Source organism: Algibacter sp. YIN40 (assembly GCF_057219435.1).
This window is the reverse complement of record NZ_JBXVVC010000003.1, coordinates 30,602-54,560: the sequence shown is the minus strand read 5'-3', so window position 1 is coordinate 54,560 and position 23,959 is coordinate 30,602. Positions and strand designations below refer to the sequence as shown.

Below are 23,959 nucleotides of genomic sequence, written 5' to 3'. Positions count from 1 at the left end.
CAAAGTGTATAGTTCAGACACAACGAAACCATACACCAACACGTTAAGCACATTTATTAAAATTCACACTTCTTTTACATAATTTTACATTTAATAATACCAAAACAAAAATTTACTTGATAAGTTTGAAAAAAAACATAATGAAACTCACATATTTATTCTCACGAATTTGTTTATTAGTTTTCGTAATCTCTTTTACAACTTCTTGTAGAGGGCAATCTAATTCGGACACCGAAAAAAATATTCCAATAAGTAAATCGCTAATAAACGTAAATTCTCAAATTGGCAATTTTGTCTTGGATATTTTTGAAGATTCTAAAGAAAATATTTGGTTTGGAACAATTGAAAAAGGTGTCGCAAAATATGATGGTAAGAGCCTACAATATTATACAACCAGTAGCGGCTTACCTTCTAACAGAATAGTTGAGATAATTGAAGATAAAAGTGGTAATTTATGGTTTGGCACTGGCTTGGGGTTATCAAAATACGACGGAAATACTTTTACAAATTATTCAGAAAAAGACGGTCTATGTAATAATTCAATTAGTAATTTATTTATTGACAGCAAAGGCATTTTTTGGATTGGAACCTGGGGTGGCATATGTAAGTATGACGGTAAAAACTTTACTAAATTCCCTATGCCATACCCAAAAGTAGAAACTAGAATAAACGAAGACACAAAAGATTGGATAACTGAAATCACAGAAGACTCTAAAGGGAATATTTGGTTTGGTAGAGATGGTTATGGTGCATGTAAGTATGACGGAACAACTTTTACACATTATTCTAAAAAAGATGGTCTTGCTTCAAACAATGTTCAAGCCATTCAACAAGATGAAGAAGGTAATATTTGGTTTGGTTCTAGAGTCACAGAAAAAGATGATCCGAATCCTGACCTACGGTATGGCTCAGGTGGACTAACAAAATACAATGGAGAAACCTTTATACGTTTTCCTGACTTAGAAGGTCTAAATAAAAATGACGTCTATCAAATTTATCGTGATTCTAAAGAGAACTTATGGATTAGTACAATTAGTAATGGTATTTATAAATATAACGGAGAAAATTTCACTAACTATTCTATTATTGATACGGTGAATAAAACTCCTAAAGCCACAGTAAGCTTCCTAGAAGATAGTAAAGGTACCATTTGGATTGGTTGTGCTGGAGGACTTTATCGTCTTAAATCAGGTATTACAATTAATATAACTACAAATGGGCTGTGGAAATAAAATAACTAAAACATTTTTGAGTCAATACATATTGAATTTCTAACTCTTCTTTCTTTAAAATGAAAATAGTACTATTGAATCGTTAATTCATCAATTCTAAATTAAACTATAGTTTTATAATATCATTAAGATATTTTAAATCAAGAATATTATAACTTCGTGAATTATTTTGGTTTTTATTTTACTATCCAATATTGCATAAACTTTAAATTATTATCTGCATGAAGAAATTAATTGTACTCATAACCCTTTTAACAGCCCTAACAAGTCTGTCACAATCTAATCCATTATGGTTAAGGTATTCTGCTATCTCACCAGATGGCAATACCATCCTATTTAACTATCAAGGAGATATTTATAAAGTCGCAGCTTTAGGTGGAGAAGCAATTCCTATGACCATTTCAGAAAGTTATGAATATAATCCTGTTTGGAGTCATGATGGCAAGCACATTGCTTTTGCCTCAAACCGATATGGGAATTTTGATGTTTTTGTGATGTCCTCTAATGGAGGTCAAGCTAAGAGGCTAACTTTTCATTCTAATAATGAAGTTCCAAGTGATTTTAGTAGAGATAATAACAATATTATTTTTTCTGGTTTAAGACAAGATTTGCATACAGACGTACAATTCCCCTCAGGAGTCATGGCAGAATTATATAGTGTACCTATTTCTGGAGGTCGAATTCGATTAGAGCTTACCTCTCCAGCCCATAATGCAACGTATAGTCCAGATGGTAAAAAATTAATTTTTCATGATAGAAAAGGTTATGAAAATGATTGGAGAAAACATCATACATCTGCAGTCACTCGCGATATATGGGTTTATGATTTAGTTAGCAAATCGTATACTCAATTATCTCAATTTAATGGTGAAGATAGAAACCCCGTTTTTGATAATAACAATGATGATTTTTATTATTTATCAGAAGAAAGTGGATCTTTTAATATCCACAAAAGCTCGTTGACGAGTCCCAACACAAATGAAATTATAACCTCATTTAGCAAACATCCTGTAAGATTCCTTACACGCTCGAAAAATAACACCTTATGTTTTAGTTTCAAAGGAGAAATTTACACGCTATCTGCTGGAAATGAACCTAAAAAAGTTAACATAACAATAAATTATGATGGTCGAAATACCATAGATAAAATAGTCCCTGTAAACAATAATTTTACTGAGGCTGATTTGTCTCCAAATGGCAAAGAGGTTGCTTATATTTTTAGAGGTGAAATTTTTGTTAGCAATATTGATAATGGCACAACTAAAAGAATTACTAATACATCGTATCAAGAACGTTCTGTGCAATTTAGTCCTGATGGCAAGTCATTACTTTATGCCGCAGAAGTAAACAATAGTTGGGGAATTTATGAAACCTCAATTGTTAGAAAAGACGAACCCTATTTTTACGCGTCTACGCTATTAAGGGAAAAAGTTATTATTCAAACTAATAAAGAAGAATTTCAACCTTCCTATGCCCCAAACGGAAAAGAAGTAGCTTACCTTGAAGATCGTACTACAATAAAAGTTATCAACCTCGAGTCCAAACAATCTCGTATCGTTGTTCCTGCCAAACACAATTACTCTTATGCAGATGGAGACATATGGTACCAATGGTCTCCAGATAGTAAGTGGTTCTTATTTCAATTCGGACAACAGGAAAGTATTATGTTGGATGAAGTAGGATTAACCGAGGCCTCAGGTAAAGGAAAAATACGAAATTTAACTCAAAGTGGTTATGGTGATTATGCACCCAAATGGTCGATAGATGGAAAAATGATGACATGGGCTTCTACACGTCAAAGTGGTAGAATGGAAAATGGATTCCCAAATCAAGTAGATGTTTTTGCCATGTTCTTTTCTAAAGAAACGTTTGACAAATTTAATTTATCAGAAGCTGATTTTGATCTTCTTAAAGAAATGGAAGAAAAGAAAGAGAAAGAAGAGGATGATACTGATAGTAAATCAAAAAAAGAAAAAAATAAGGAAGAAGAAAACAGCAAAGTTGAAGACCTTATTTTTGATTGGCAGCATATGAACAAGCGCAAAAAAAGACTAACCACACACACTTCAAATGTTCGCGATTGGTTACTTTCAAAAGACAATAGTAAACTTTATTATATATCAAGATTTGAAGGTAAAAATGAACTATGGGTATCTGACTTAAGAAAAAAAGAAAATAAACTTTTTGTGAAATTGGATGCAGGAAATGCTAACATGCAACTATCTAAAGATGGTAAATTTATCCTATTACGTGCAGATGGCAAGCTTAAAAAGATAAACATCTCTGATGGCAAGATAGAACCTATCAAAACCAAAGGTGAAATGATTCTTAAGCAATCTGAAGAGCGCGACTATATTTTTAATCACAGTTGGAGACAATTAAGAGATAAATTCTATGTAGAAGACCTACAAGGCGTGGACTGGGATTTCTATTATAATGAATACAAAATATTTCTTCCTCATATCAATAACAACTACGATTTTACCGAAATGCTAAGTGAAATGTTAGGTGAAATGAATGCATCGCATACAGGCAGCGGTTATCGAACCAATTCGCCTAATGGTGATCGCACAGCCTCACTTGGTGTACTCTATGATTATGACTATTCTGGAATAGGATTAAAAGTAGCTCATGTTATAATAGGAGGTCCTTTAGACAAAAAAGCTTCTAAAGTACGTTCTGGTTACATTATTGATAAAATTGATGGTCAAACCATTACAGAAGATATAGATTTTTATAAACTATTGAACAGAAAACAAGGAAACAACGTTTTACTTTCTATTCTAGATCCATCGAATAATACCCGCTGGGAGGAAGTAGTTAAACCGATCTCTCTTAGGGCTGAAAACCAACTGCTATATAATAGGTGGGTTGAAACAAGACGTAGTGAAGTAGATAAACTCTCAAATGGAAAATTAGGATATATACATGTTCGAGGCATGAATGATCCTAGTATGAGAGTCGTTATTGAAGATGCACTAGGTAAACACTTAAGTTCAGATGCATTAGTTGTTGACACGCGCTTTAATGGGGGTGGAAATTTACATGATGTCCTTTCCGATTTTCTTAATGGTAAAAAATATATGGAAATTATCCCCCATGGACAATATGTAGGACACCAACCAAGAAATTTATGGGTTAAACCATCTATTGTGGTTATGGGAGAAAGCAATTATTCTGATGCGCATTTGTTCCCTGTAGCGTATAAAATTAAAGGCGTTGGAAAGACTCTTGGTATGCCAGTTCCTGGAACGGGAACATTCGTTTGGTGGGAAACTCAAATAGATCCGACTATTTATTTTGGTATCCCAATGGGTGGATGGCGACCTATTGGACAACCATTCTTAGAGAATAATCAATTAGAACCAGATATTAAAGTTAAAAATGAACCAGGCTTAATGGCAATAGGTAGAGATCAACAAATTGAAGAAGCGGTTAAATCATTATTAGAAAACAATTAAAACCAAATTGTAAACTTTAACACTTCTAAACGACTTTTATCAAAACTTTAAGACAATTTCACTTTAACTTTAAGCAATTCTAAAATTTAAAAAGACGTTATGAAAAAATCAACATTATTTACAACAATCACTTTCGCATTTATTATGCTATTAAGTACCAATGTAGATGCTCAAAAATTTAGAGGGTTAGATAAAAGTCCTATGGATGCTGCATCGTTTCCTGCGAGCTACAAGGTTTCAGATAAACTTATAAAAGTAGTGTACAGTAGACCGCAATTAAAAGGAAGAGAACTTAGTTCTTTAGCTCCAAATGGAAAAGTATGGCGTACAGGTGCTAATGAAGCAGCTACCATTACACTTTATAAAGACATGAAAATTGGGGGTAAAGCTGTTAAAGCTGGAACTTATGGATTATTCACTATTCCTGGTGATGGTGAATGGACTGCTATTTTAAATACCGATGTTAATATTTGGGGATCCTATGCCTATAGCGAAGCTAATGATGTTGCTCGCGTTAAAGCGGTTACATCCAAAGGTGAATCTGTTGAGGCATTTTCTATTGCTTTTGAAGAAGTAGATGGTGGAGCTCATATGCATTTAGGCTGGGGAACAACACGTGTTGCTGTACCTTTCAGTAAATAAATAAAAGCACCCAATTGATAACAAAAAAGACCTTGAATATTCAAGGTCTTTTTTTATGGGATATTCAAATACTTATGGGTCTGCAAAGACACTTTCCATCTTGGGTTTGCCATTACATAATCAACAATCTCTGGAACTACTTTGTCTCTTTTACTCCACTCAGGTTGTAAGTACAAAATACAATCCTTATTAACTTTGGCAGCTTGTTCTTCCGCGAAGCGGAAATCATCTTTATTATATACAATTACTTTTAACTCATCTGCCTTATCATAAATTTCTTGTGTAGGTAATTTTATTTTCTTTGGAGACAAACAAATCCAATCCCAAGTCCCTGTTAACTTATAAGCTCCAGATGTTTCAATATGCACTTGCATTCCTTCGGCTTTTAATTGTTCTGTTAAAGTCGTCATATCCCAAGTTAATGGCTCACCACCAGTTACAACTATAGTATCACTATACTTTTTAGCATTCTCTACAATTTTAGAAGTCTCGGTTGGTGGGTGCAAATTGGCATTCCAACTTTCCTTTACATCGCACCAGTGACATCCCACATCGCAACCGCCTATTCTAACAAAGTAAGCTGCTGTTCCTTTATGATAGCCCTCTCCTTGAATAGTATAAAACTCTTCCATTAAGGGTAACATTTCACCTTTATCAACTAATAATTGTAGTTCTTTTTTCATCGTGCGCAAAGATAGAGCATTGTAATCAAATTGTTCAAAGTTTTGTATATCTTGTTCATTTCTATTCACGTAGAATAGTTATTTTTATCAAAATTTAGTTCTTATGAGTAAAACCGAAGATTTTTTTAATTATATAACCGAAGGCAACAAAACAAAAGGTGATTTTATTCCTATTGGTGCTGCCATACTAGACGGTAATACTGTTACCGGCGCTCATGTAAAAATCCCATTAAAAACCATGAATCGTCATGGGCTAATTGCTGGAGCAACAGGTACTGGAAAAACAAAATCTTTACAAGTATTTGCTGAAAACTTGAGTGATAAAGGAATTCCTGTTTTATTAATGGATATAAAAGGTGATTTAAGTGGATTAGCAGAACCTAGTCCAGGACACCCTAAAATTGATGAGCGTCACGAAAAAATAGGCTTACCATTTGAACCAAAGAGTTTTCCTGTTGAGATATTAACGCTTTCTGAACAGAATGGTGTGAGACTAAGAGCTACAGTGAGCGAATTTGGGCCTGTTTTATTATCACGAATTTTAAATTTAACAGAGGCGCAATCTGGAGTTGTTGCCGTGTTATTTCAGTACTGTGATGATAATAAGTTACCTATTCTAGATTTAAAAGATTTTAAAAAGATATTACACTATGCCACCAATGAAGGCAAGCAAGAATTCACAAAAGCCTATGGTAGAATTTCAACTGCTTCAACAGGAGCTATTCTTCGAAAAATTATAGAATTAGAACAACAAGGAGCCGATTTATTCTTCGGTGAAACTTCATTTGACACTCAAGATTTATTACGGATTGATGAGAATGGTAGAGGTTACATTAATATTATTAGACTAACTGATATTCAAGATAGACCTAAGTTATTTTCAACTTTTATGTTAAGTCTTTTAGCCGAAATATATTCTACATTTCCAGAGCAAGGAGATAGTGATAGGCCGGAACTAATTATGTTTATTGATGAGGCGCATTTAATCTTTAATGAAGCTTCAAAACCTTTAATAAATCAAATTGAAAGTATTGTTAAATTAATCCGAAGTAAAGGCGTTGGTTTATATTTTGTAACTCAAAATCCTACCGATGTACCCGAAGCTGTTTTAGGACAACTAGGATTAAAAGTACAACACGCCTTAAGAGCTTTTACAGCAAAAGATAGGAAAGCAATTAAGCTTACTGCTCAGAATTATCCAGATTCAGAATATTATGATACAACAGATGTTTTAACTTCTTTAGGTATTGGTGAAGCCTTGGTATCTGCTTTAGATGAAAAAGGTCGCCCTACCCCACTTGCCGCAACGATGATGCGTGCGCCCATGAGCAGAATGGATGTATTAACCGATTTAGAACTTAGTTCCCTGTTATCTAAATCGAAACTAGTTAAAAAATACAATACTACTGTTGATAGAGAAAGTGCTTATGAGATGCTTAATGAAAAAATTAAGAAAGCTGAAGCAGAAGAAGCAAGAGAGCAAGCTAAGAAAGAACGCGAAGCACTTAAGAAAGCTGAGTCTAAAAGAAAAACTCCTGTAACCAGAAGTCGCCGTAGTACCCGAATGAATCCCATAGTTAAAGTTTTAACCAGCGCCACTTTTATAAGAAGTGTCTTTGGTATTTTAACTAAGGTTATGAAAAAATAATTCCAGTAAGTTTTTAATATAAATTTTAAACCATATTCACTTAATGAACAAACCATTTTTAGTCATCATTGTTTTTCTTTCATTTTTTATGTCTTGTGAAAATGAAAAAGATCCTTTTCATATTAGTCAACACCATGTTGGCTTTTTAACAGATTCAACACAAGTAAAGGATTTAGAAATAATTTTTGCAAAAGATTCGATTGTAAAGTTTACAAGTGGTGATGAATTTGTAGGTAACATTAACAATATTCAGGTTTTTGAAAAAGGAGGCAAAAAATTATTAGTATTATCTCCAAAGCATTCATTAGATTCTAATTCAGTAATTCAAAATGTACAAATAGTAGATTCTAGATATAAAACAGATGAAAATATTTCGTCACTTAGTACTTTTAATGATATTACAAGTACTTACAAAGTGTCGCGAATTAACAATTTAATTAATTCTGTGGTAATCTTTGTAAATGAAATAAATGCAACTTTTACAATTGACAAGAAAGAATTACCGGCAAACCTGCGTTTTGATATGAACTTAACTATAGAGGAAACGCATATACCAGACAACGCCAAAATTAAATACTTTTTCTTGAATTGGAACAATTAATTTTATAATACAAAAAACTATGAATCCATTTATTTCCAAGATATTAGTTGATTTTGCTCGCAAAAAGCTTGAAAACAAATATCATAAAAAGGAAATAAGTCAAAAGGAAATAGTTCCGCTTGTCCGAAACTTACAGGTCGAACTAATCCATACTATCAGGAAATATATATTTATACTTATTGGTGTATTTTCAGCAGGTTTTGGATTAAAAGGTTTCTTATTACCTAACCGTTTTATTGACGGTGGAGCAACTGGTATTTCTTTATTATTAGAAAACATTACATCAATAGAACTTGGTGTTTTATTAATTATTATTAACCTTCCTTTTGTAATTCTTGCTTCAAAAACAATAAACCTCAAATTCGCCATACGAAGTATTGTGGCCATAACTTTATTAGCAATCGTGGTTCATTTTGTTGAATACCCTGCGATAACGGATGACAAACTTTTAATTGCGGTTTTTGGAGGTTTTTTTTTAGGTCTTGGAATTGGAATGTCTATGAGAGGTGGCAGTGTTATTGATGGCACTGAAGTTTTAGCAATTTATTTAAGTAGAATATCCACTCTTACAGTTGGAGACGTCCTTTTACTTATAAATATTATTATTTTTTCATTTGGTGCCTATATCCTATCGGTTGAAACAGCTCTATATGCTATTCTAACTTATCTTGCAGCAGCAAAAACAGTTGATTTTGTTGTGGATGGTGTTGAGGAATATGTGGGCGTAACTATTATTTCTGAAAAGCATGAAGATATTAGGATCATGATAACCGAAAAATTAAGAAGGGCTTGCACAATCTATGCAGGTAAAGGCGGTTTTGGAAAACATAAAGAAGGCTACGACAAAAATATAATTTACACAGTTGTTACGCGTTTAGAACTACCTAAGCTTAAAACCGAAATTGATAAAGTTGATAAAAAAGCGTTTCTTGTTATGGGTATTGTTAAAGATTTAAAAGGCGGTATGATAAAACGTAAACCACTAAAGGACTGAAATGAAAAAATATAAAATTCAGGATAGCCCCTTTGAAGTTCCAACAGATGATGGCAAAATTATTAATGAACATTTTGGATTAGCCACAGATGGGAATTCTCAGTTAAGCATTGCCCATATGAAAGCACCCGCAGGATGGAGCGAACCATATCAAACTCCAGAGTTTGATGAATACACGTTTATTATTAAAGGCAAAAAGCAATTTATAATTGAAGATGAAATAATCGTATTGGAAGCTGGACAATCTATAAAAATACAAAAGAATACACGTGTTCAATATTCTAATCCATTTACAGAAATGTGTGAATACATCGCTATTTGCCTACCTGCATTTTCTTTGGATTTGGTAAATAGAGAAAATATATGAAACTGGTTTTAGCTAAAGTCACAGGATTTTTTATAAATATCATCGCATATATTTCTCCTAATTATGCAGCTAGATTAGCTATAAACTTGTTTAGTACTCCAAGAAAAGGTAAGCTTACAGAAGAAGCAACCGACTTTTTAAACTCTGCGTTCCAGGAAGAAGTAACTTTCGAAAACTATTCTATAATGACTTACCGGTGGTTGGGTGAAAAAGAAACAATTTTATTAGTTCATGGTTGGGAGAGTAATTCGTTTCGATGGAAAGGTTTAATCCATTCCCTAAAATCTCAAGATTTCAATATCATTGCTTTAGATGCCCCTGCCCATGGTAAATCTGGTGGTAAATCATTCAATGTCATAGACTATGCAGAATGCATATATCTGGTTGCTAAGAAGTTTAAAATAAATACAATCATTGGACATTCTCTCGGTGGTATGGCTACCATTTTATTTCAGCATAAATATAAACTGCCGAATTTAAAAAGAATTGTATTACTTGGAGCACCTTCAAATTACGAAGGTGTTTTTAAACGTTATATAAGCATGATGAGCTATCATAAGTCTTTGGTTAAAAGTATCAACGATTTTGCCTTAAAACGATTCGGGAACTTTCCCGAATACTATGATACAGCAATGTTTTCCAACCAACTTAACACTGAAGGTTTGATAATTCATGATTTGGGAGATGACGTTATTCCTTTTGAAGAAGCAATAGATTATAGCGAAAACTTTAGGAAAGCAAAACTTATATCTACTAAAAATCATGATCACAGCTTAAAATCTGAAGAAATTGATAAATACATTATAGAATTTATTACAGATTAGAATATTCTAAAAAATGAGAGAAGAATTAAAACGGATAAATAAATTTCTAAGTGAAGCTGGTTATTGCTCTCGTAGAGAAGCTGATAAATTGATTGATGCAGGTAGGGTTACTATAAATGGTACTGTTCCAGAAATGGGTACAAAAATTAGTAAGGATGATGTGGTAGCGGTTGATGGTGAAGAAGTAACCAATACTAAAACATCGTTTGTTTATTTGGCATTTAACAAACCAATTGGTATTGTCTGTACTACAGATACAAGGGTAGAAAAAGATAATATTATCGATTTTATAAACTATCCAAAACGAATTTTCCCTATAGGTAGACTAGATAAGCCAAGTGAAGGACTTATACTACTTACTGATGATGGCGATATTGTGAACAAAATTCTTAGAGCGAGTAACAATCATGAAAAAGAATATATTGTAACAGTAGACAAGCCAATTTCACAAACGTTTATTCAAAGAATGTCCAGTGGTATTCCTCTAATAGATCTAGGCAAGACAACAAAACCATGCATTGTAAAAAAAACAGGGAAATTTGAATTCAAAATTATACTAACCCAAGGTTTAAACAGACAAATTAGACGCATGTGCGAGTATCTAAATTATGAGGTACATACACTTAAAAGGGTACGTATAATGAATATTAAATTAGATATTCCTTTAGGTTCTTATAGAGAATTAACAAAGGATGAGTTTAGTGAATTAAACACTTTAATAGCTAATTCAATAAAAGAATTCAAACCTTGGATGAGAAGTGACAAAAAAAATAAAAATGAGTGAAAATATACGCCCTTTTCATTTAGCAATCCCTGTTTTAAATCTTAATGAATGTCGCGTGTTTTATCGAGATACTTTAGGCTGTGAAGAAGGAAGAAATAGCGACAATTGGGTTGATTTTAATTTCTTTGGGCACCAATTAGTTATTCATTACAAGCCCAAATTAGAAACTATTGATTTACATACAAATCCCGTTGATGGTAAAAATGTCCCTGTTCCACATTTTGGTGTTGTTTTAACTTGGGAAGACTTTCACTCGTTAGCAAAACATATAAAAAACAAACATGTAGAATTTGTTATTGAACCCTATGTTCGTTTTGAGGGTTTAGTCGGTGAACAAGCTACAATGTTTTTCTATGACCCTTCTGGAAATGCTTTAGAGTTTAAAGCCTTCAAAGACATGTCCCAATTATTTGCTAAATAACTTTAGACTCTTTCTTCGTTTTACCATTTAAATAAAAAGGTAAATAAATCAACATAAAATAAGGGAATATTATCAACTGTCCTACGAGTATATAATAGGGCCACTCTCCAAAATAATCTAATAATGATGCCGTTACTGGCTTCTCATTCAAATAAAAATAATTAGAATTGAATATATAGTTAATCACTACCATAGCAATAACATAAGCCTGCAAAGACAAAAATGATTTCACAACACTTTTAAAAGTAGGTCGCATGTGAAACACAAAAGTCATATAGAAAATAACAATTAACAAGCCAAGATGTACAAACCAATATCTATAATAATCCAGTGAAGATATGTCGTTAACTACATCTGGTGTAATAACAGCTTGAAGCGTGCCTCCTACTATCCAGAACAACAATATTTCATACATCCAATACTTTTTATAATAAGTAAATAACGGAATCATGAGGCCGAGTAGACTGCATAAATGAAAAGGTAAATCTGTTTGAAGATTATAGTTTCCCAAACTGATTTTATACGTATCGTTTATAATTACAATAGAGCTAATAAAGCAAGCAAAAATATGAATCGCTCTTTTTTGCTGAAGACTGCTTCCTTTATTTCTAAAATAATTTATAAATAGGCCCCCAGCTACAATAGCTATTCCAATAGGTATTATATGCGGAAAACTTCCAATAACAACTTTTGATAACAAAAAAATTGCATTACAAATCGATAAATTCATAATGCAATTTAAGTAAATCTATTTTTAAGATTATAGCGCGTGTCTTTCTCTTGCTAATAAGGTGTTTTTAAGCAACATGGCAATTGTCATTGGACCTACACCTCCTGGTACTGGGGTTATATAACTTGCTTTTTTACTAACACTCTCAAACTCTACATCTCCCGCGAGTCTGTATCCTTTCTTTTTAGTTGCATCGGGTACGCGTGTGATGCCAACATCAATAATCACCACATCTTCCTTTACCATATCTCCAGTTAGAAATTCTGATATACCAATGGCAGCAACAATTATATCGGCACTCTTGGTAATATCTTCTAAATTTTTTGAACGACTATGAACAACCGTAACAGTGGCATCTCCAGCTTTTCTTTTTTGGCTCATTAATATACTCATAGGACGACCTACAATATGGCTTCTCCCCATAACAACTACATTCTTACCAGAGGTCTCAATTTGATACCTTTCTAACAGTTCCATAATTCCATAAGGTGTTGCTGGTAAAAAAGTTGGCAAATCTAAAGCCATTCTACCAACATTTGTTGGGTGGAAACCATCAACATCTTTGTCTGGATCTACAGCCATTAGAACCTTCTGTTCATCAATTTGCTTAGGTAATGGTAATTGAACGATAAACCCATCTATATCGTCATTAGTGTTTAACGCATGTATTTTTTCTAATAATTCTTCTTCAGAAGTATATTCTGGTAATTCAATTAAAGTCGATTTAAAACCAATACGTTCACAAGCTTTTACTTTAGCATTCACATAAGTCATACTTGCTCCATCAGACCCTACTAAAATTGCAGCAAGGTGCGGCACTTTCTCTCCTTTGGAAATTATTGCTTGAACGTGCTCTGCGATTTCATTTTTAATATCGCCGCTAACTTTTTTACCGTCTAAAATTGTCATTTCTGTTTTTCTCACAAAGGCGCAAACACGCCAAGTTTATATTTATTTATATGAAGATGCTTCGACTGCGCTCAACATGACTTTATAACTACGAATAAGATTAACGCATCCCCTTCATCATTTGCATCATCTTTTTACCGCCACCGCCTTGCATCATTTTCATCATTTTACTCATTTGGTTGAATTGCTTTAAAAGTTGATTTACCTCTTGAACAGATGTACCAGAACCACTACCAATACGTTTCTTTCTACTAGCATTAATTATTGACGGATTTGCTCGCTCTTTAGCTGTCATAGAATGGATTATGGCTTCAATTCCTTTAAATGCATCATCATCAATATCGACATCTTTCATCATTTTTCCAGCACCTGGAATCATTCCAACAAGGTCCTTCATGTTACCCATTTTCTTTATTTGCTGAATCTGTTTCAAGAAATCGTCAAACCCAAATTGGTTTTTAGCAATCTTCTTTTGAAGTTTACGGGCTTCTACCTCGTCAAACTGCTCTTGTGCACGCTCAACAAGTGACACTACATCACCCATCCCTAAAATACGGTCTGCCATACGAGACGGATAGAACACATCAATAGCCTCCATCTTTTCGCCAGTACCAATAAACTTAATAGGTTTGTCTACTACAGATTTTATAGAGATTGCAGCACCGCCGCGGGTATCACCATCTAATTTGGTAAGGATTACCCCATCAAAATTAAGAATATCATTAAAAGCTTTCGCAGTATTAACCGCATCTTGCCCTGTCATAGAATCTACTACGAACAAAGTTTCTTGAGGTTGAATAGCTTTATAAATATTCGATATCTCAGTCATCATCGCTTCATCTACAGCTAAACGACCTGCTGTATCTATTATAACAACATTGAACCCATTGGCTTTTGCATGTGCTATAGCAGCCACAGAAATTGCAACTGGATCATTATTTCCTTTATCACTAAAAACTTCAACACCTATTTGCTCACCTACAATATGAAGTTGATCAATCGCAGCAGGACGATACACATCACATGCAACTAATAAAGGTTTTTTAGTTTTTTTATTTTTAAGATAATTAGCAAGTTTTCCTGAAAAAGTCGTTTTACCCGAACCTTGCAAACCTGACATTAAAATAACACTTGGTGTACCTGAAAGATTAATTCCTTCTGCATCGCCGCCCATAAGTTGCGTTAATTCATCCTTGACAATTTTAACCATTAATTGCCCAGGCTGTAATGTTGTTAATACATTTTGACCTAAAGCTTTTTCTTTTACCTTATTGGTAAAATCTTTTGCTATTTTAAAATTAACATCGGCATCAAGTAAAGCACGTCTTACTTCTTTTAAGGTTTCAGCAACATTTACTTCAGTAATGCTACCATGTCCCTTTAGTACGTGTAAGGCTTTATCTAATTTATCGCTTAAATTATTAAACATAATTTTTCATTGAAATTTTAAGAAGTGCAAATTTAATGATTTGGATGCTATTATAGAAGTCTCAATCACTAAAAAAACATAAATAAAAAGGCTGTCAAATATAAATTGACAGCCTTTTAAAAGGAAACATTAACTAACCAACCAAAAATCTTATTTCCTTTTCAATATAAAGACTATTTTATAATAATTTCTCGAAGGTTAGATAATCTGTACCTCCATTACCCCCGCTAATATCAATAAGCTCTATTTTATTTGAAGAATACTGGATAATTTCCCAATCGTCGCTTAATTCTTGAAAATTAGCTGGAGCCGAAAAAGTTATATTAAAGTCTATGTCATCACTACTGTCATCGTTACTATTACTATCTGTAACAGACCAATCACCCTCTATAGTTACAGAGCTATTTATGGCAATTAGTTTTCCATTACTATTAAATGTAAAACTATACCCGCTAAAATTACTCGTCTCCTCTTTGTCTGTATCAAAAAAATACGTTAATGACCATGAGCCTGATGTAACTGTATTTTTAATATTTTGAATTTCCAAAGAATTATCCGATTGATTTGTACTGTCATCTGACGAGCAACTAAACGATAGTAACATTATTAATGAAACTAATAATAAGCTGAAATTAATATTCTTTTTCATTGTTATATAATTATTATATTTTTTTCTCAAGGACTAATATATCTTGAGAACCGTCTCCACCACTAATATCTAGAAGTTCTATTCGTGTTTCTGTTATTTCAACGATTTTCCATCTATCATTAAACTCATCAAATGGCATTTCAAGTCCAAAATTAAGTGCTAATTTCAAGTATCCATCATCTCTTAAAACTAACCAAGAACCATCAATAATTCCATTATTTGGATCGGTTACTTTAATCCATCCATTCTCGAGAAAATCAATAGTATACATGAAAAACTCGCTAGTTTTATCAACATTATCCTCTTTATAAAGTGCTACTTCCCATTCTCCACTTATAAGTACATTCCCAATAAAGTTTAAATCCTCATCACCATCTGGACAATGTCTTTTCAATACCATTTTATTATCTCTATTACCTAAAGACTCTAACTTAATTAACCCAGGCTCCAAGAATGTAACAAACCATTCTAACTGTAAATTAGGTCTTCCTTCTAGGTTAATCTGCAATACAAAGCCAGCAGTATTATAGGCTAATATATTATAAGTACCTGCTATAAACTCTCCATTTACACGAATCTTAACTACGTTATTTTCAAAGAATTTTAATGGTGTACCTATATAGTCTTTTTCATTATCATTTTCATTAACGGTTAAACGTGTAACTCTCCAAAAACACTCTTGTAAATAGTTTTCAATTCTCTCTTTTGTAATATCCACAATATCACAGTTTTTCTTCAGGATAATTTTGTTACCACCTTCTTGGTACAATTTAATTTTTCCTGGTTCAAGATCGTATACAAACCATTCTAAAGTAAAGTCCACTAGGGTTTCAAATTCTAATTTTATTAAAGCACCGTGATCAGTTACTCTTGTTGTCCAAGTTCCAGTAAGTAAATCTCCATTTCTTTTACGAACTTTTACAACATTATCTTCTTTGAAATTCATTACGTATTCAACGTATACATCTCTTAAATTATCTTGATCTCTTTCAAATTCATAAACAACCCAAGGACAAGACATTAATAAATTATCTAAACGTTCTTTAGTGAAATCGTCGTCTCCATAATCGTTATCATCATCTTCATCACAAGCATCCTTTGCTTCTTCAATAGTTCTTGCTAATTCTTCATTGTTATTAACAACAACATCCGAACCATCTGCATATAATAAAGATACTGGATAGTTAATACTCGCAATAACTTCAGCAGTTTTTACACGCTTAATGAAAAGGTGCAACTCTCTATCATTTGCCACAGAAATAACATCTACAATTTGAAAATTAGGATTGAAAATAGAAAACGAAATTGGGTATTTAAAATCAATGCATTCTATATCATCATCCTCTTCATTTTCACCTTTACATTTCGCAACAAATTCTTGCATTTCGGACGAACTATTAATGGTGATTTCATCGTGATTATCTGTAATTATCACAATAGGAAATACAATATCTAGACGATCATCGTCATCTTCAAACTCATTATAAATAGCCTCGATTATTTTATAGTCTTCTTCCGAATCTATAATAATTTCAAGACCATTAACAACAACCGTTACAGGCAAATTAACAGATAAGCAATTTGCTCTATCTATAATATTGTCTTTAGAACCGTCAAACTTGGCAGTAGCACTTACCATTGCAGTTAAATTAGAGTCGGCAACAAGTGCTTCTGCTTCATTTGGATCGGTAATCTCTGTTACTTCATCTTGACAGGAAGTAAACATAATAAGGGCGAAAAAAGGTAATAACAGTAGGCTTTTCATAAAAGATTTCATAATAATTGAATTTGGGTTAAACATAGCTTTTTATTGATAAAACAGGATAACTTTAAAAATTCCTACCCTTCTTTTAAAAAAAATTGAAAAAATAAAAATTCCAAATTCCAAAAAACCTTATTTTAGTGCAACCAATCACCGCTATTAATGAGCAAACAACTGCATGATAATATTTGTGAAGAACATTTATTTTCTTCAATATTTAATAAGTACTCTAAAGATTTACACAACTTTCTTTACTATAAGTTTGGTGATTTATTAAATCCAAAAGATAAAGTGCAGGAAGCCTTTATTAAGCTTTGGCAAAATTGCGCAAAAATTTCTCCAGACAAAGCAAAGAGTTTTGTTTTTACTACAGCAAATAATTTAATGTTGAATGAAGCCGCGCATCAAAAAGTGGTTTTAAAGCATCAACAAACGAAACCTAAAATGTATACCAACGAAAATCCTGAATTTTTAATGCAGGAAAATGAGTATATGGATAAACTCCAAAATGCATTGGCAAATTTAACCGAACCACAACGAGAAGCTTTTTTAATGAATCGCATAGAAGGAAAACGTTTTAAAGAAATAGCCGAAATTCTTGATATCTCGACTAAAGCAGTTGAAAAACGTATTTATGGTGCATTGAAAAAGTTGAGGAAGGAGATTAAAGAGTTATAGTTAGTTGTTGAAAACTACATTTTAGAATTTGGAATTTTTTTTTAATTTTTTTTTGAGTGCAGGGTAGGAAAAAATAAAAGCAACCTGTTATATAGTTGAATAAGTAATCATGAATAGAGAAACTTTAATATCGAAATGGTTAGATAACAATCTAAATAATCAAGAACTTGAAGCATTTAAAAAGCTTGAAGATTATGATGAGTTAGTAACGTTAAATACCAGTTTACAGGCTTTTAAGGCTGAAGATTATAACACTAGAGAAGAACTTCAAGGTGTGCTGTCGGCTATTAAAAACACTAAAGCTATAGATACTAAAAAGCAAACAACTAATTGGGTTAAACCACTTATGCGTGTTGCGGCCATACTCGCTATAAGTTTTAGTTTATACTATTACACGACTACTTTAGACACGACAATAACTACAGAATTTGCTCAAAAAACTACAATAGAATTACCAGATGCTTCTAGTGTTTCACTCAATGCTAAATCTACTTTAGCCTTTAATAAAAAAGATTGGAAACAAGAGCGCGAGGTAGAACTTAACGGTGAAGCCTTTTTTAAAGTAGCTAAAGGATCATCATTTAAAGTTAATACAAAATCAGGAACCGTAATGGTTTATGGTACTCAATTTAATGTAAAACAAAGGGACTATTATTTTGAGGTTATTTGCTACGAAGGTTTAGTTGGGGTTACCCATAATTCTCATGAAACGAAATTAAAACCTGGCGACAGTTTTTTAATTATAGATGGGGAAATTATTGCTAAAGAAAAAGAAAACCGCTCAACGCCTTCGTGGTTGAATAACGAAAGTCAGTTTAAAAGCATGCCGTACAAAGCGGTTATTGAAGAATTTGAAAGACAATACAATGTCGATTTTACTCTTTTAAATATTGATAGCACGCAGTTATTTACAGGTAGTTTTGCCCACGATAATCTAGAATTGGCATTAAAAAACATTACACTACCTTTACAATTAAGTTATAGTAAAGAACATAATTCCATAATCTTAAAGCGTGAATAGTAAAGGACTTCTTCCACTATTTATCTTATTATTTTTTTTGAACATTACCTACTTAAATGCTCAAACTGTTCAAAAAGAAAAACAAGACCTTACCTCTATTTTAAACACTTTAGAGAATCTATACAACGTCAGGTTTTCCTATGCTGATGAATCACTAAAAGACATAAAAATAATACTTCCTGAAAGAGATTTAACCCTAACAGATGTATTAAACATTATAAGTACAGAAACCAATCTAAACTTCGAGTTACTTGATAATAGATTTATAGTTGTAACAAAAAAAAAGGTAGATAATCTAGACGACTATAATATCCAAAGACTCGAAGAAATCGTGGTAGTTAATTACCTAACAACTGGTGTAACAAAACTAAATGATGGAAGTATTGCTTTAAAACCTGAAACATTTGGCATTCTTCCAGGTTTAATAGAGCCTGATGTTTTACAAACTATACAAGCACTTCCAGGTATATTGAGTATAGATGAAACTGTTTCGAATATTAATGTAAGAGGCGGAACACACGATCAAAATCTATTTTTGTGGGATGGGATTAAAATGTACCAATCTGGGCATTTTTTCGGATTAATTTCGGCATTCAATCCATACACTACTAAATCGGTTAATGTTTCAAAAAATGGCACGAAGGCTAAATACGGTGATGGAATTTCGAGTATTATCGATATGCGTCTTTCTAATATAATCGACAATCAATTTAAAGCTGGTACTGGATTTAATTTAATTAATGCTGATGCTTTTGCAAAAATACCCCTTTCACAAAATACCGAATTGCAATTATCTACAAGACGCTCTGTTACTGACCTGATTGTAACACCCACCTACAACCAGTATTTTAAGCGGGTTTTTCAAGATTCCGATTTAAATCAATTTAACGATACGTCTATTTCGAAAAATGAAAATTTCTTTTTTTACGATTTTACGGCTAAATTTCTTTATGATATAACTGGTAAGGATAAAATTAGGCTTCATTTTTTAAGCGTAAATAACAAACTAGATTACGACGAACAATCTAGAATTAATGACAGAAACGAAGCTCTTAACAGCAAACTATCACAACAAAATTTAGCGACAGGCATAACCTATACAAGAGATTGGAATAATAGATTGAAAACAACAGCACAAGCCTATGTATCGAATTACGATTTAGATGCCACTAATTTCGATATTATAAACGACCAACGCCTCATACAAGAAAATGAAGTTTACGATGGTTCAGCAAGGTTAGATGTGGATTATGTAGCAAATAAGAACTTAAAAATTAACGGAGGGTATCAATTTACCGAAGTGGGAATTAGTAATTTAGAGGATGTTAATAATCCCGTTTTCAGAAGTTTTATAAGAGAGGTTATAAGAAGTCATGCTGTTTATGGCGAAGGATCATTTTTATCAAACAATGTTAAAACCAAATTGAATTTAGGCGCTAGAGTTAATTATTTTAAAAAATTTGATACGTTTTTAGTAGAACCTCGATTAAGTTTCAGTCAGAGGTTTTTAAACAACTTTAGGCTTGAAATATTAGGGGAATTAAAAAGCCAAACAACATCACAAATCATCGATTTGCAAAATGATTTTTTAGGTATTGAAAAACGACGTTGGGTACTTTCTAATAATGACGAAATACCCATTCTAAAAAGCAAACAAGCGTCTATTGGACTTCACTACAATAAAAACAAACTATTAATAAGTGCTGAGGCTTACTTAAAAAAAGTAGATGGTATTACTAGTAGAAGTCAAGGGTTTCAGAACCAGTTTCAATTTATAAATGATACTGGCAGCTATAAAATTAAAGGTGTCGATGTTTTAATAAATAAACAATTTCAGGATGTTGTGAGTACTTGGCTAAGCTATTCTTATAACAAAAATGACTACACTTTTGCTACTTTAAATAGTGGTAATACTTTTCCAAATAACGCCAATATTACACATGCAGCAACGGTAGGTGGAACCTATACTTACAACGATTTTAAATTATCTATTGGGATTAATTGGCATTCTGGAAAACCCATTACGGAGCCTACTGGTTTAGACGACAGTTCTTTTCGAACCATAAGTTACGAAGAGCCCAACAGCAGTAATTTAGATGATTATTTACGAACCGACTGTTCTGCAACCTACACCTTCAATCTTGTTAATGATGCCAAAGCAACTATTGGTGCTTCCGTTTGGAATGTTTTAGATAAAAAGAATATTATTAATAAATATCACATTTTGAACGAAGAGGACGACTCGATAATACCTGTCGAAAATTTGTCTTTAGGCATAACTCCTAATGTAAGTTTTCGGGTTAATTTTTAGAAAATTTGTACATTTGTATTATGGTATTAGATAATTACATACAAAGATTACTAACAGGTTTTGCTTTATTACTAACTCTGTTAAGTTTTTCTGGATTTGTGCCAGTAAGCGCTAATTGCCAAAAACCTACTACAGAACTTTTAGCTGAAAAACCTCAAGCAAACAAAAAGTTAATACCATACTCTAAGGCTTCACTGAATACGGTTAAAAAACATGTTTTTAATAAATACATCGTTTTTAATTTTAAATGCTTGGTAAGTGCTTTTAATTTCGATTTTACTGTTCGTTTAAAATCACAAAAAGAAACCGTTTTAAAACTTGTTAACTTTCATAGTATCTTAGAGCGAAACCTTATTGCTCAACAACATTCAAGTCATCTTTCCGATAGGTTTATAAAGTAATTTTTATGCCGTATTCTAGGCAATAGTTTCAAAACATTTTAACATAAGTAATATCAATTTTATTGATACTACTCTAATACCATTACTTTATGAATATTAAAAGAATATTAAGGGTAATTGCTTTAGCACTCCTGATAGCTTTAGCATGCGTTTTACCAGTACCATTAAATTTTTACAGAAAAGATAACCCACCTAAATTTAAGATTGAACAACTTGATAACAAAGATGATAATAGTGAAAAAAAAGACATAAAAGAACTGTTTTAATGGCTTGACTTTGTGGAAAAAAATGGATAACTTCGTTTAACGGCTCAAATAAATCATTAAAACGATTTCATATCAGTTGAACATTGTAGCTCATTATTTGTAAGATAAAGAAACCTACTAACTTAAAATAATAAGAAATGAAAAGAAGAAAATTTCTCTTATTGTCAGGATTAGGGATTTCAACTATCGCAATTTCAACGTGGTATTATAAATTTAATACTTCAGAATACGATCAATTATTAACCGAACCAGAATTGCTTTCGCACATCTGTGATGATACTACAATCGGTGAAATCGGTGAAATCTACCGGAAACAATTTTCAGATGAAAATAGCGAACGTAAATTGGTAAAACATCTATCAAATTATGAATCAACTGAAACAACCACAATTACCGAAGTCTTACGACAACAAATTACAGATGATTATAATACAGGAAATACTGTGATGGTTGATGGATGGGTTTTATCGAGGACAGAAGCACGCCAATGTGCACTTTTTTCATTAACTCAAACCAACTAATCATGCATATTGACGCCAGAGAATTAGAGAACAATTCGATAATTGAAGGAGACATCTGTATTGTTGGAGCAGGAGCTGCAGGAATCAGCATAGCTCTAGACTGGATGGATACTCCTTTCAAGGTAATCTTACTTGAAGGAGGGGGATTTGAATACGACGATAAAGTGCAGGAACTTTATGCTGGTAAAACAACCGGTCAAAAGTACTTTCCACTAAAATCTGCCCGTCTTCATTATTTCGGTGGAACAACAGGTCATTGGGCTGGCATGTGTGCACCTTTTGATCCTATTGATTTTAAGAAACGAGATTGGGTGCCAAATAGTGGTTGGCCAATCTCCAAAACTGATCTTGACCCTTTTTATGCAAAAGCGAATAAAGTTCTGAAACTGGGACCTTATAATTATGAGTACGAATATTGGAAGAACGAAATACCAAACTTAACCCCTTTCCCTCTCGATAATAAAGTAGTGTGGAACAAAATGTGGCAATTTAGTCAAGCGCGATATGGCAATTTATATAAGAAAACCATTATCGAAGCAAAAAACATTCACCTCTATACTTATGCAAATGCAGTGGATATCAAAACTGATGACAATATATCAAACGTGAAAGAAGTAATTGTCAAAAATTACGCAGGAAAAGCACATACCGTTAAAGCAAAACATTTTGTCATGGCTTGCGGAACAATTCAGAATGCTAGGATACTCCTTGCAGCAAATTCCCAAACACAACAAGGTCTAGGTAATGACAATGATTTGGTTGGAAGATATTTTCAGGAACATTTAGAAGTTGCTTCTGCCGAATTATGGTTGTCCAAACCATTTCCTACAGATTTGTACTCATGGGATTATGGAATCACAAAAGCAAGTGCAGAATTGGCTATTACTGACGAGGTACAGGCCAAAGAAAAAATGTTAAATGGGACAGCTTCACTTCTACCCCTAAGTATAGCCAAATATCAAAAACCCAGAATGGAAACTTGGCAAAATAATGATCCCAGAAAAAGTGCTGATAACATGTTTGCGAACTGGGGTGAGGCAGAAGAAAAAGCAAAAGGAGAAAAAGGAAATATTGAAAGAGCCTATCAGCTCAATACTCGTATTGAACAGGCACCCAATCCAAATTCCAGAGTAACGCTTGGAGAGGAAAAGGATGAACTGGGAGTCCCGCGGGCGAATCTTCATTGGGAATTAACGCCACTTGATAAATATAGCGTGCGTAAAATTTATGAAATTCTAGGTCAGCAGTTTGGTATTGCAGGAATTGGCAGAATAAGACTTAATGAATTCTTAAGGGATGAAAATGACGACACTTTCCCTGATAGCACTAATGGAGGATGGCATCATATGGGCACAACTAGAATGGCTGATGACCCAAAGAAAGGAGTGGTAGATTCGAATTGCCAGGTTCATGGTATTTCAAATTTGTTTATTGCTGGAGCCGCATGCTATCCTACTTCAGGAGCATCAAACCCTACGCTAAATTTGACAGCATTATCACTTAGACTATCGAATTATTTAAAAAACAAAATGTAAATACCTTATTCGAAATCAAACAGTTATTAAAAATGATTCAAACGAGCTACAACAAAGAACTGTGGTAAAAAACAAGTGAAACTTACTTAA

23 protein-coding genes are annotated in these 23,959 nt (G+C 32.8%); 17 read left to right on the top strand and 6 right to left on the bottom strand.

Annotated elements, in window-relative coordinates; translation table 11 throughout:
• Positions 1-140 precede the first annotated feature (140 nt).
• The 3 genes from AC2D6V_RS11110 to AC2D6V_RS11100 all read left to right on the top strand — a co-directional run bounded on the left by AC2D6V_RS11110 (position 141) and on the right by AC2D6V_RS11100 (position 5,335).
• Entirely contained in the window at positions 141-1,232 is a 1,092-nt protein-coding gene (locus tag AC2D6V_RS11110; protein WP_484648253.1) for a ligand-binding sensor domain-containing protein, read from the top strand.
• Positions 1,233-1,453: 221 nt separating this feature from the next.
• Positions 1,454-4,693 carry a S41 family peptidase gene (locus AC2D6V_RS11105; protein WP_484648251.1) on the top strand — a complete coding sequence of 1,080 codons (3,240 nt, stop codon included), beginning with the start codon at positions 1,454-1,456 and terminating at the stop codon, positions 4,691-4,693.
• A 99-nt stretch (positions 4,694-4,792) separates the two neighbouring features.
• Positions 4,793-5,335: a DUF2911 domain-containing protein gene (locus AC2D6V_RS11100; RefSeq protein ID WP_484648250.1), complete on the top strand. Its 543-nt coding sequence runs from the start codon at positions 4,793-4,795 to the stop codon at positions 5,333-5,335.
• A 53-nt stretch (positions 5,336-5,388) separates the two neighbouring features.
• Here the strand turns inward: AC2D6V_RS11100 and AC2D6V_RS11095 are convergent, their stop codons facing one another.
• Complete coding sequence (locus tag AC2D6V_RS11095) at positions 5,389-6,018, bottom strand: 7-carboxy-7-deazaguanine synthase QueE (protein WP_484648248.1); 630 nt, start codon at positions 6,016-6,018, stop codon at positions 5,389-5,391.
• A gap of 103 nt (positions 6,019-6,121) precedes the next feature.
• Between AC2D6V_RS11095 and AC2D6V_RS11090 the strand changes: the two genes are divergently transcribed.
• From AC2D6V_RS11090 to AC2D6V_RS11060, 7 genes are read left to right on the top strand one after another with little or no spacing between them, the layout of a single operon-like run.
• Positions 6,122-7,666, top strand: a complete 1,545-nt coding sequence (locus AC2D6V_RS11090) for a helicase HerA-like domain-containing protein (protein WP_484648246.1) — start codon at positions 6,122-6,124, stop codon at positions 7,664-7,666.
• Positions 7,667-7,709: 43 nt separating this feature from the next.
• Positions 7,710-8,267: a hypothetical protein gene (locus AC2D6V_RS11085; protein WP_484648243.1), complete on the top strand. Its 558-nt coding sequence runs from the start codon at positions 7,710-7,712 to the stop codon at positions 8,265-8,267.
• Between the two features lie 19 nt (positions 8,268-8,286).
• Complete coding sequence (locus tag AC2D6V_RS11080) at positions 8,287-9,261, top strand: YitT family protein (protein ID WP_484648242.1); 975 nt, start codon at positions 8,287-8,289, stop codon at positions 9,259-9,261.
• A 1-nt stretch (position 9,262) separates the two neighbouring features.
• The gene (locus AC2D6V_RS11075; protein WP_484648241.1) at positions 9,263-9,628 is read left to right on the top strand and encodes a cupin domain-containing protein; all 366 of its coding nucleotides are present in this window, start codon (positions 9,263-9,265) and stop codon (positions 9,626-9,628) included.
• The gene (locus tag AC2D6V_RS11070) at positions 9,625-10,452 is read left to right on the top strand and encodes an alpha/beta fold hydrolase (protein ID WP_484648240.1); all 828 of its coding nucleotides are present in this window, start codon (positions 9,625-9,627) and stop codon (positions 10,450-10,452) included. Before AC2D6V_RS11075 ends, AC2D6V_RS11070 begins: the two co-directional genes overlap by 4 nt.
• A gap of 13 nt (positions 10,453-10,465) precedes the next feature.
• Positions 10,466-11,236 carry a 23S rRNA pseudouridine(2604) synthase RluF gene (gene rluF / locus AC2D6V_RS11065; RefSeq protein ID WP_484648239.1) on the top strand — a complete coding sequence of 257 codons (771 nt, stop codon included), beginning with the start codon at positions 10,466-10,468 and terminating at the stop codon, positions 11,234-11,236.
• The gene (locus AC2D6V_RS11060; RefSeq protein ID WP_484648238.1) at positions 11,229-11,657 is read left to right on the top strand and encodes a VOC family protein; all 429 of its coding nucleotides are present in this window, start codon (positions 11,229-11,231) and stop codon (positions 11,655-11,657) included. The genes rluF and AC2D6V_RS11060 overlap by 8 nt, the downstream gene beginning before the upstream one ends.
• Here AC2D6V_RS11060 and AC2D6V_RS11055 read toward each other — a convergent pair.
• From AC2D6V_RS11055 to AC2D6V_RS11035, 5 genes are all read right to left on the bottom strand, one after another.
• Complete coding sequence (locus AC2D6V_RS11055) at positions 11,650-12,387, bottom strand: YwaF family protein (protein WP_484648237.1); 738 nt, start codon at positions 12,385-12,387, stop codon at positions 11,650-11,652. The two genes, AC2D6V_RS11060 and AC2D6V_RS11055, sit on opposite strands and share 8 nt — an antisense overlap.
• Before the next feature lie 30 nt (positions 12,388-12,417).
• The gene (gene folD, locus AC2D6V_RS11050; protein WP_484648236.1) at positions 12,418-13,296 is read right to left on the bottom strand and encodes a bifunctional methylenetetrahydrofolate dehydrogenase/methenyltetrahydrofolate cyclohydrolase FolD; all 879 of its coding nucleotides are present in this window, start codon (positions 13,294-13,296) and stop codon (positions 12,418-12,420) included.
• A 100-nt stretch (positions 13,297-13,396) separates the two neighbouring features.
• Complete coding sequence (gene ffh / locus AC2D6V_RS11045) at positions 13,397-14,725, bottom strand: signal recognition particle protein (protein WP_484648235.1); 1,329 nt, start codon at positions 14,723-14,725, stop codon at positions 13,397-13,399.
• 178 nt (positions 14,726-14,903) lie between these two features.
• A complete protein-coding gene (locus AC2D6V_RS11040; protein WP_484648234.1) occupies positions 14,904-15,374 on the bottom strand; it encodes a hypothetical protein in 471 nt (156 codons plus the stop codon).
• A gap of 13 nt (positions 15,375-15,387) precedes the next feature.
• On the bottom strand, positions 15,388-17,151 hold the full coding sequence (locus AC2D6V_RS11035) for a hypothetical protein (protein WP_484648233.1): 1,764 nt from the start codon (positions 17,149-17,151) through the stop codon (positions 15,388-15,390).
• Positions 17,152-17,298: 147 nt separating this feature from the next.
• Here AC2D6V_RS11035 and AC2D6V_RS11030 point away from each other — a divergent pair, with 147 nt between their 5' ends.
• The 7 genes from AC2D6V_RS11030 to AC2D6V_RS11000 all read left to right on the top strand — a co-directional run bounded on the left by AC2D6V_RS11030 (position 17,299) and on the right by AC2D6V_RS11000 (position 23,869).
• The gene (locus tag AC2D6V_RS11030) at positions 17,299-17,814 is read left to right on the top strand and encodes an RNA polymerase sigma factor (protein WP_484648232.1); all 516 of its coding nucleotides are present in this window, start codon (positions 17,299-17,301) and stop codon (positions 17,812-17,814) included.
• Positions 17,815-17,923: 109 nt separating this feature from the next.
• Positions 17,924-18,835, top strand: a complete 912-nt coding sequence (locus AC2D6V_RS11025) for a FecR family protein (protein WP_484648231.1) — start codon at positions 17,924-17,926, stop codon at positions 18,833-18,835.
• A gap of 37 nt (positions 18,836-18,872) precedes the next feature.
• Positions 18,873-21,146: a FecR domain-containing protein gene (locus AC2D6V_RS11020; RefSeq protein ID WP_484648230.1), complete on the top strand. Its 2,274-nt coding sequence runs from the start codon at positions 18,873-18,875 to the stop codon at positions 21,144-21,146.
• A 20-nt stretch (positions 21,147-21,166) separates the two neighbouring features.
• Positions 21,167-21,547: a hypothetical protein gene (locus AC2D6V_RS11015; RefSeq protein ID WP_484648228.1), complete on the top strand. Its 381-nt coding sequence runs from the start codon at positions 21,167-21,169 to the stop codon at positions 21,545-21,547.
• Between the two features lie 89 nt (positions 21,548-21,636).
• Positions 21,637-21,813: a hypothetical protein gene (locus tag AC2D6V_RS11010; RefSeq protein ID WP_484648227.1), complete on the top strand. Its 177-nt coding sequence runs from the start codon at positions 21,637-21,639 to the stop codon at positions 21,811-21,813.
• A gap of 161 nt (positions 21,814-21,974) precedes the next feature.
• On the top strand, positions 21,975-22,334 hold the full coding sequence (locus AC2D6V_RS11005; protein ID WP_484648226.1) for a hypothetical protein: 360 nt from the start codon (positions 21,975-21,977) through the stop codon (positions 22,332-22,334).
• Positions 22,335-22,336: 2 nt separating this feature from the next.
• Complete coding sequence (locus AC2D6V_RS11000; protein WP_484648225.1) at positions 22,337-23,869, top strand: FAD-dependent oxidoreductase; 1,533 nt, start codon at positions 22,337-22,339, stop codon at positions 23,867-23,869.
• The last annotated feature ends 90 nt before the right edge of the window (positions 23,870-23,959 follow it).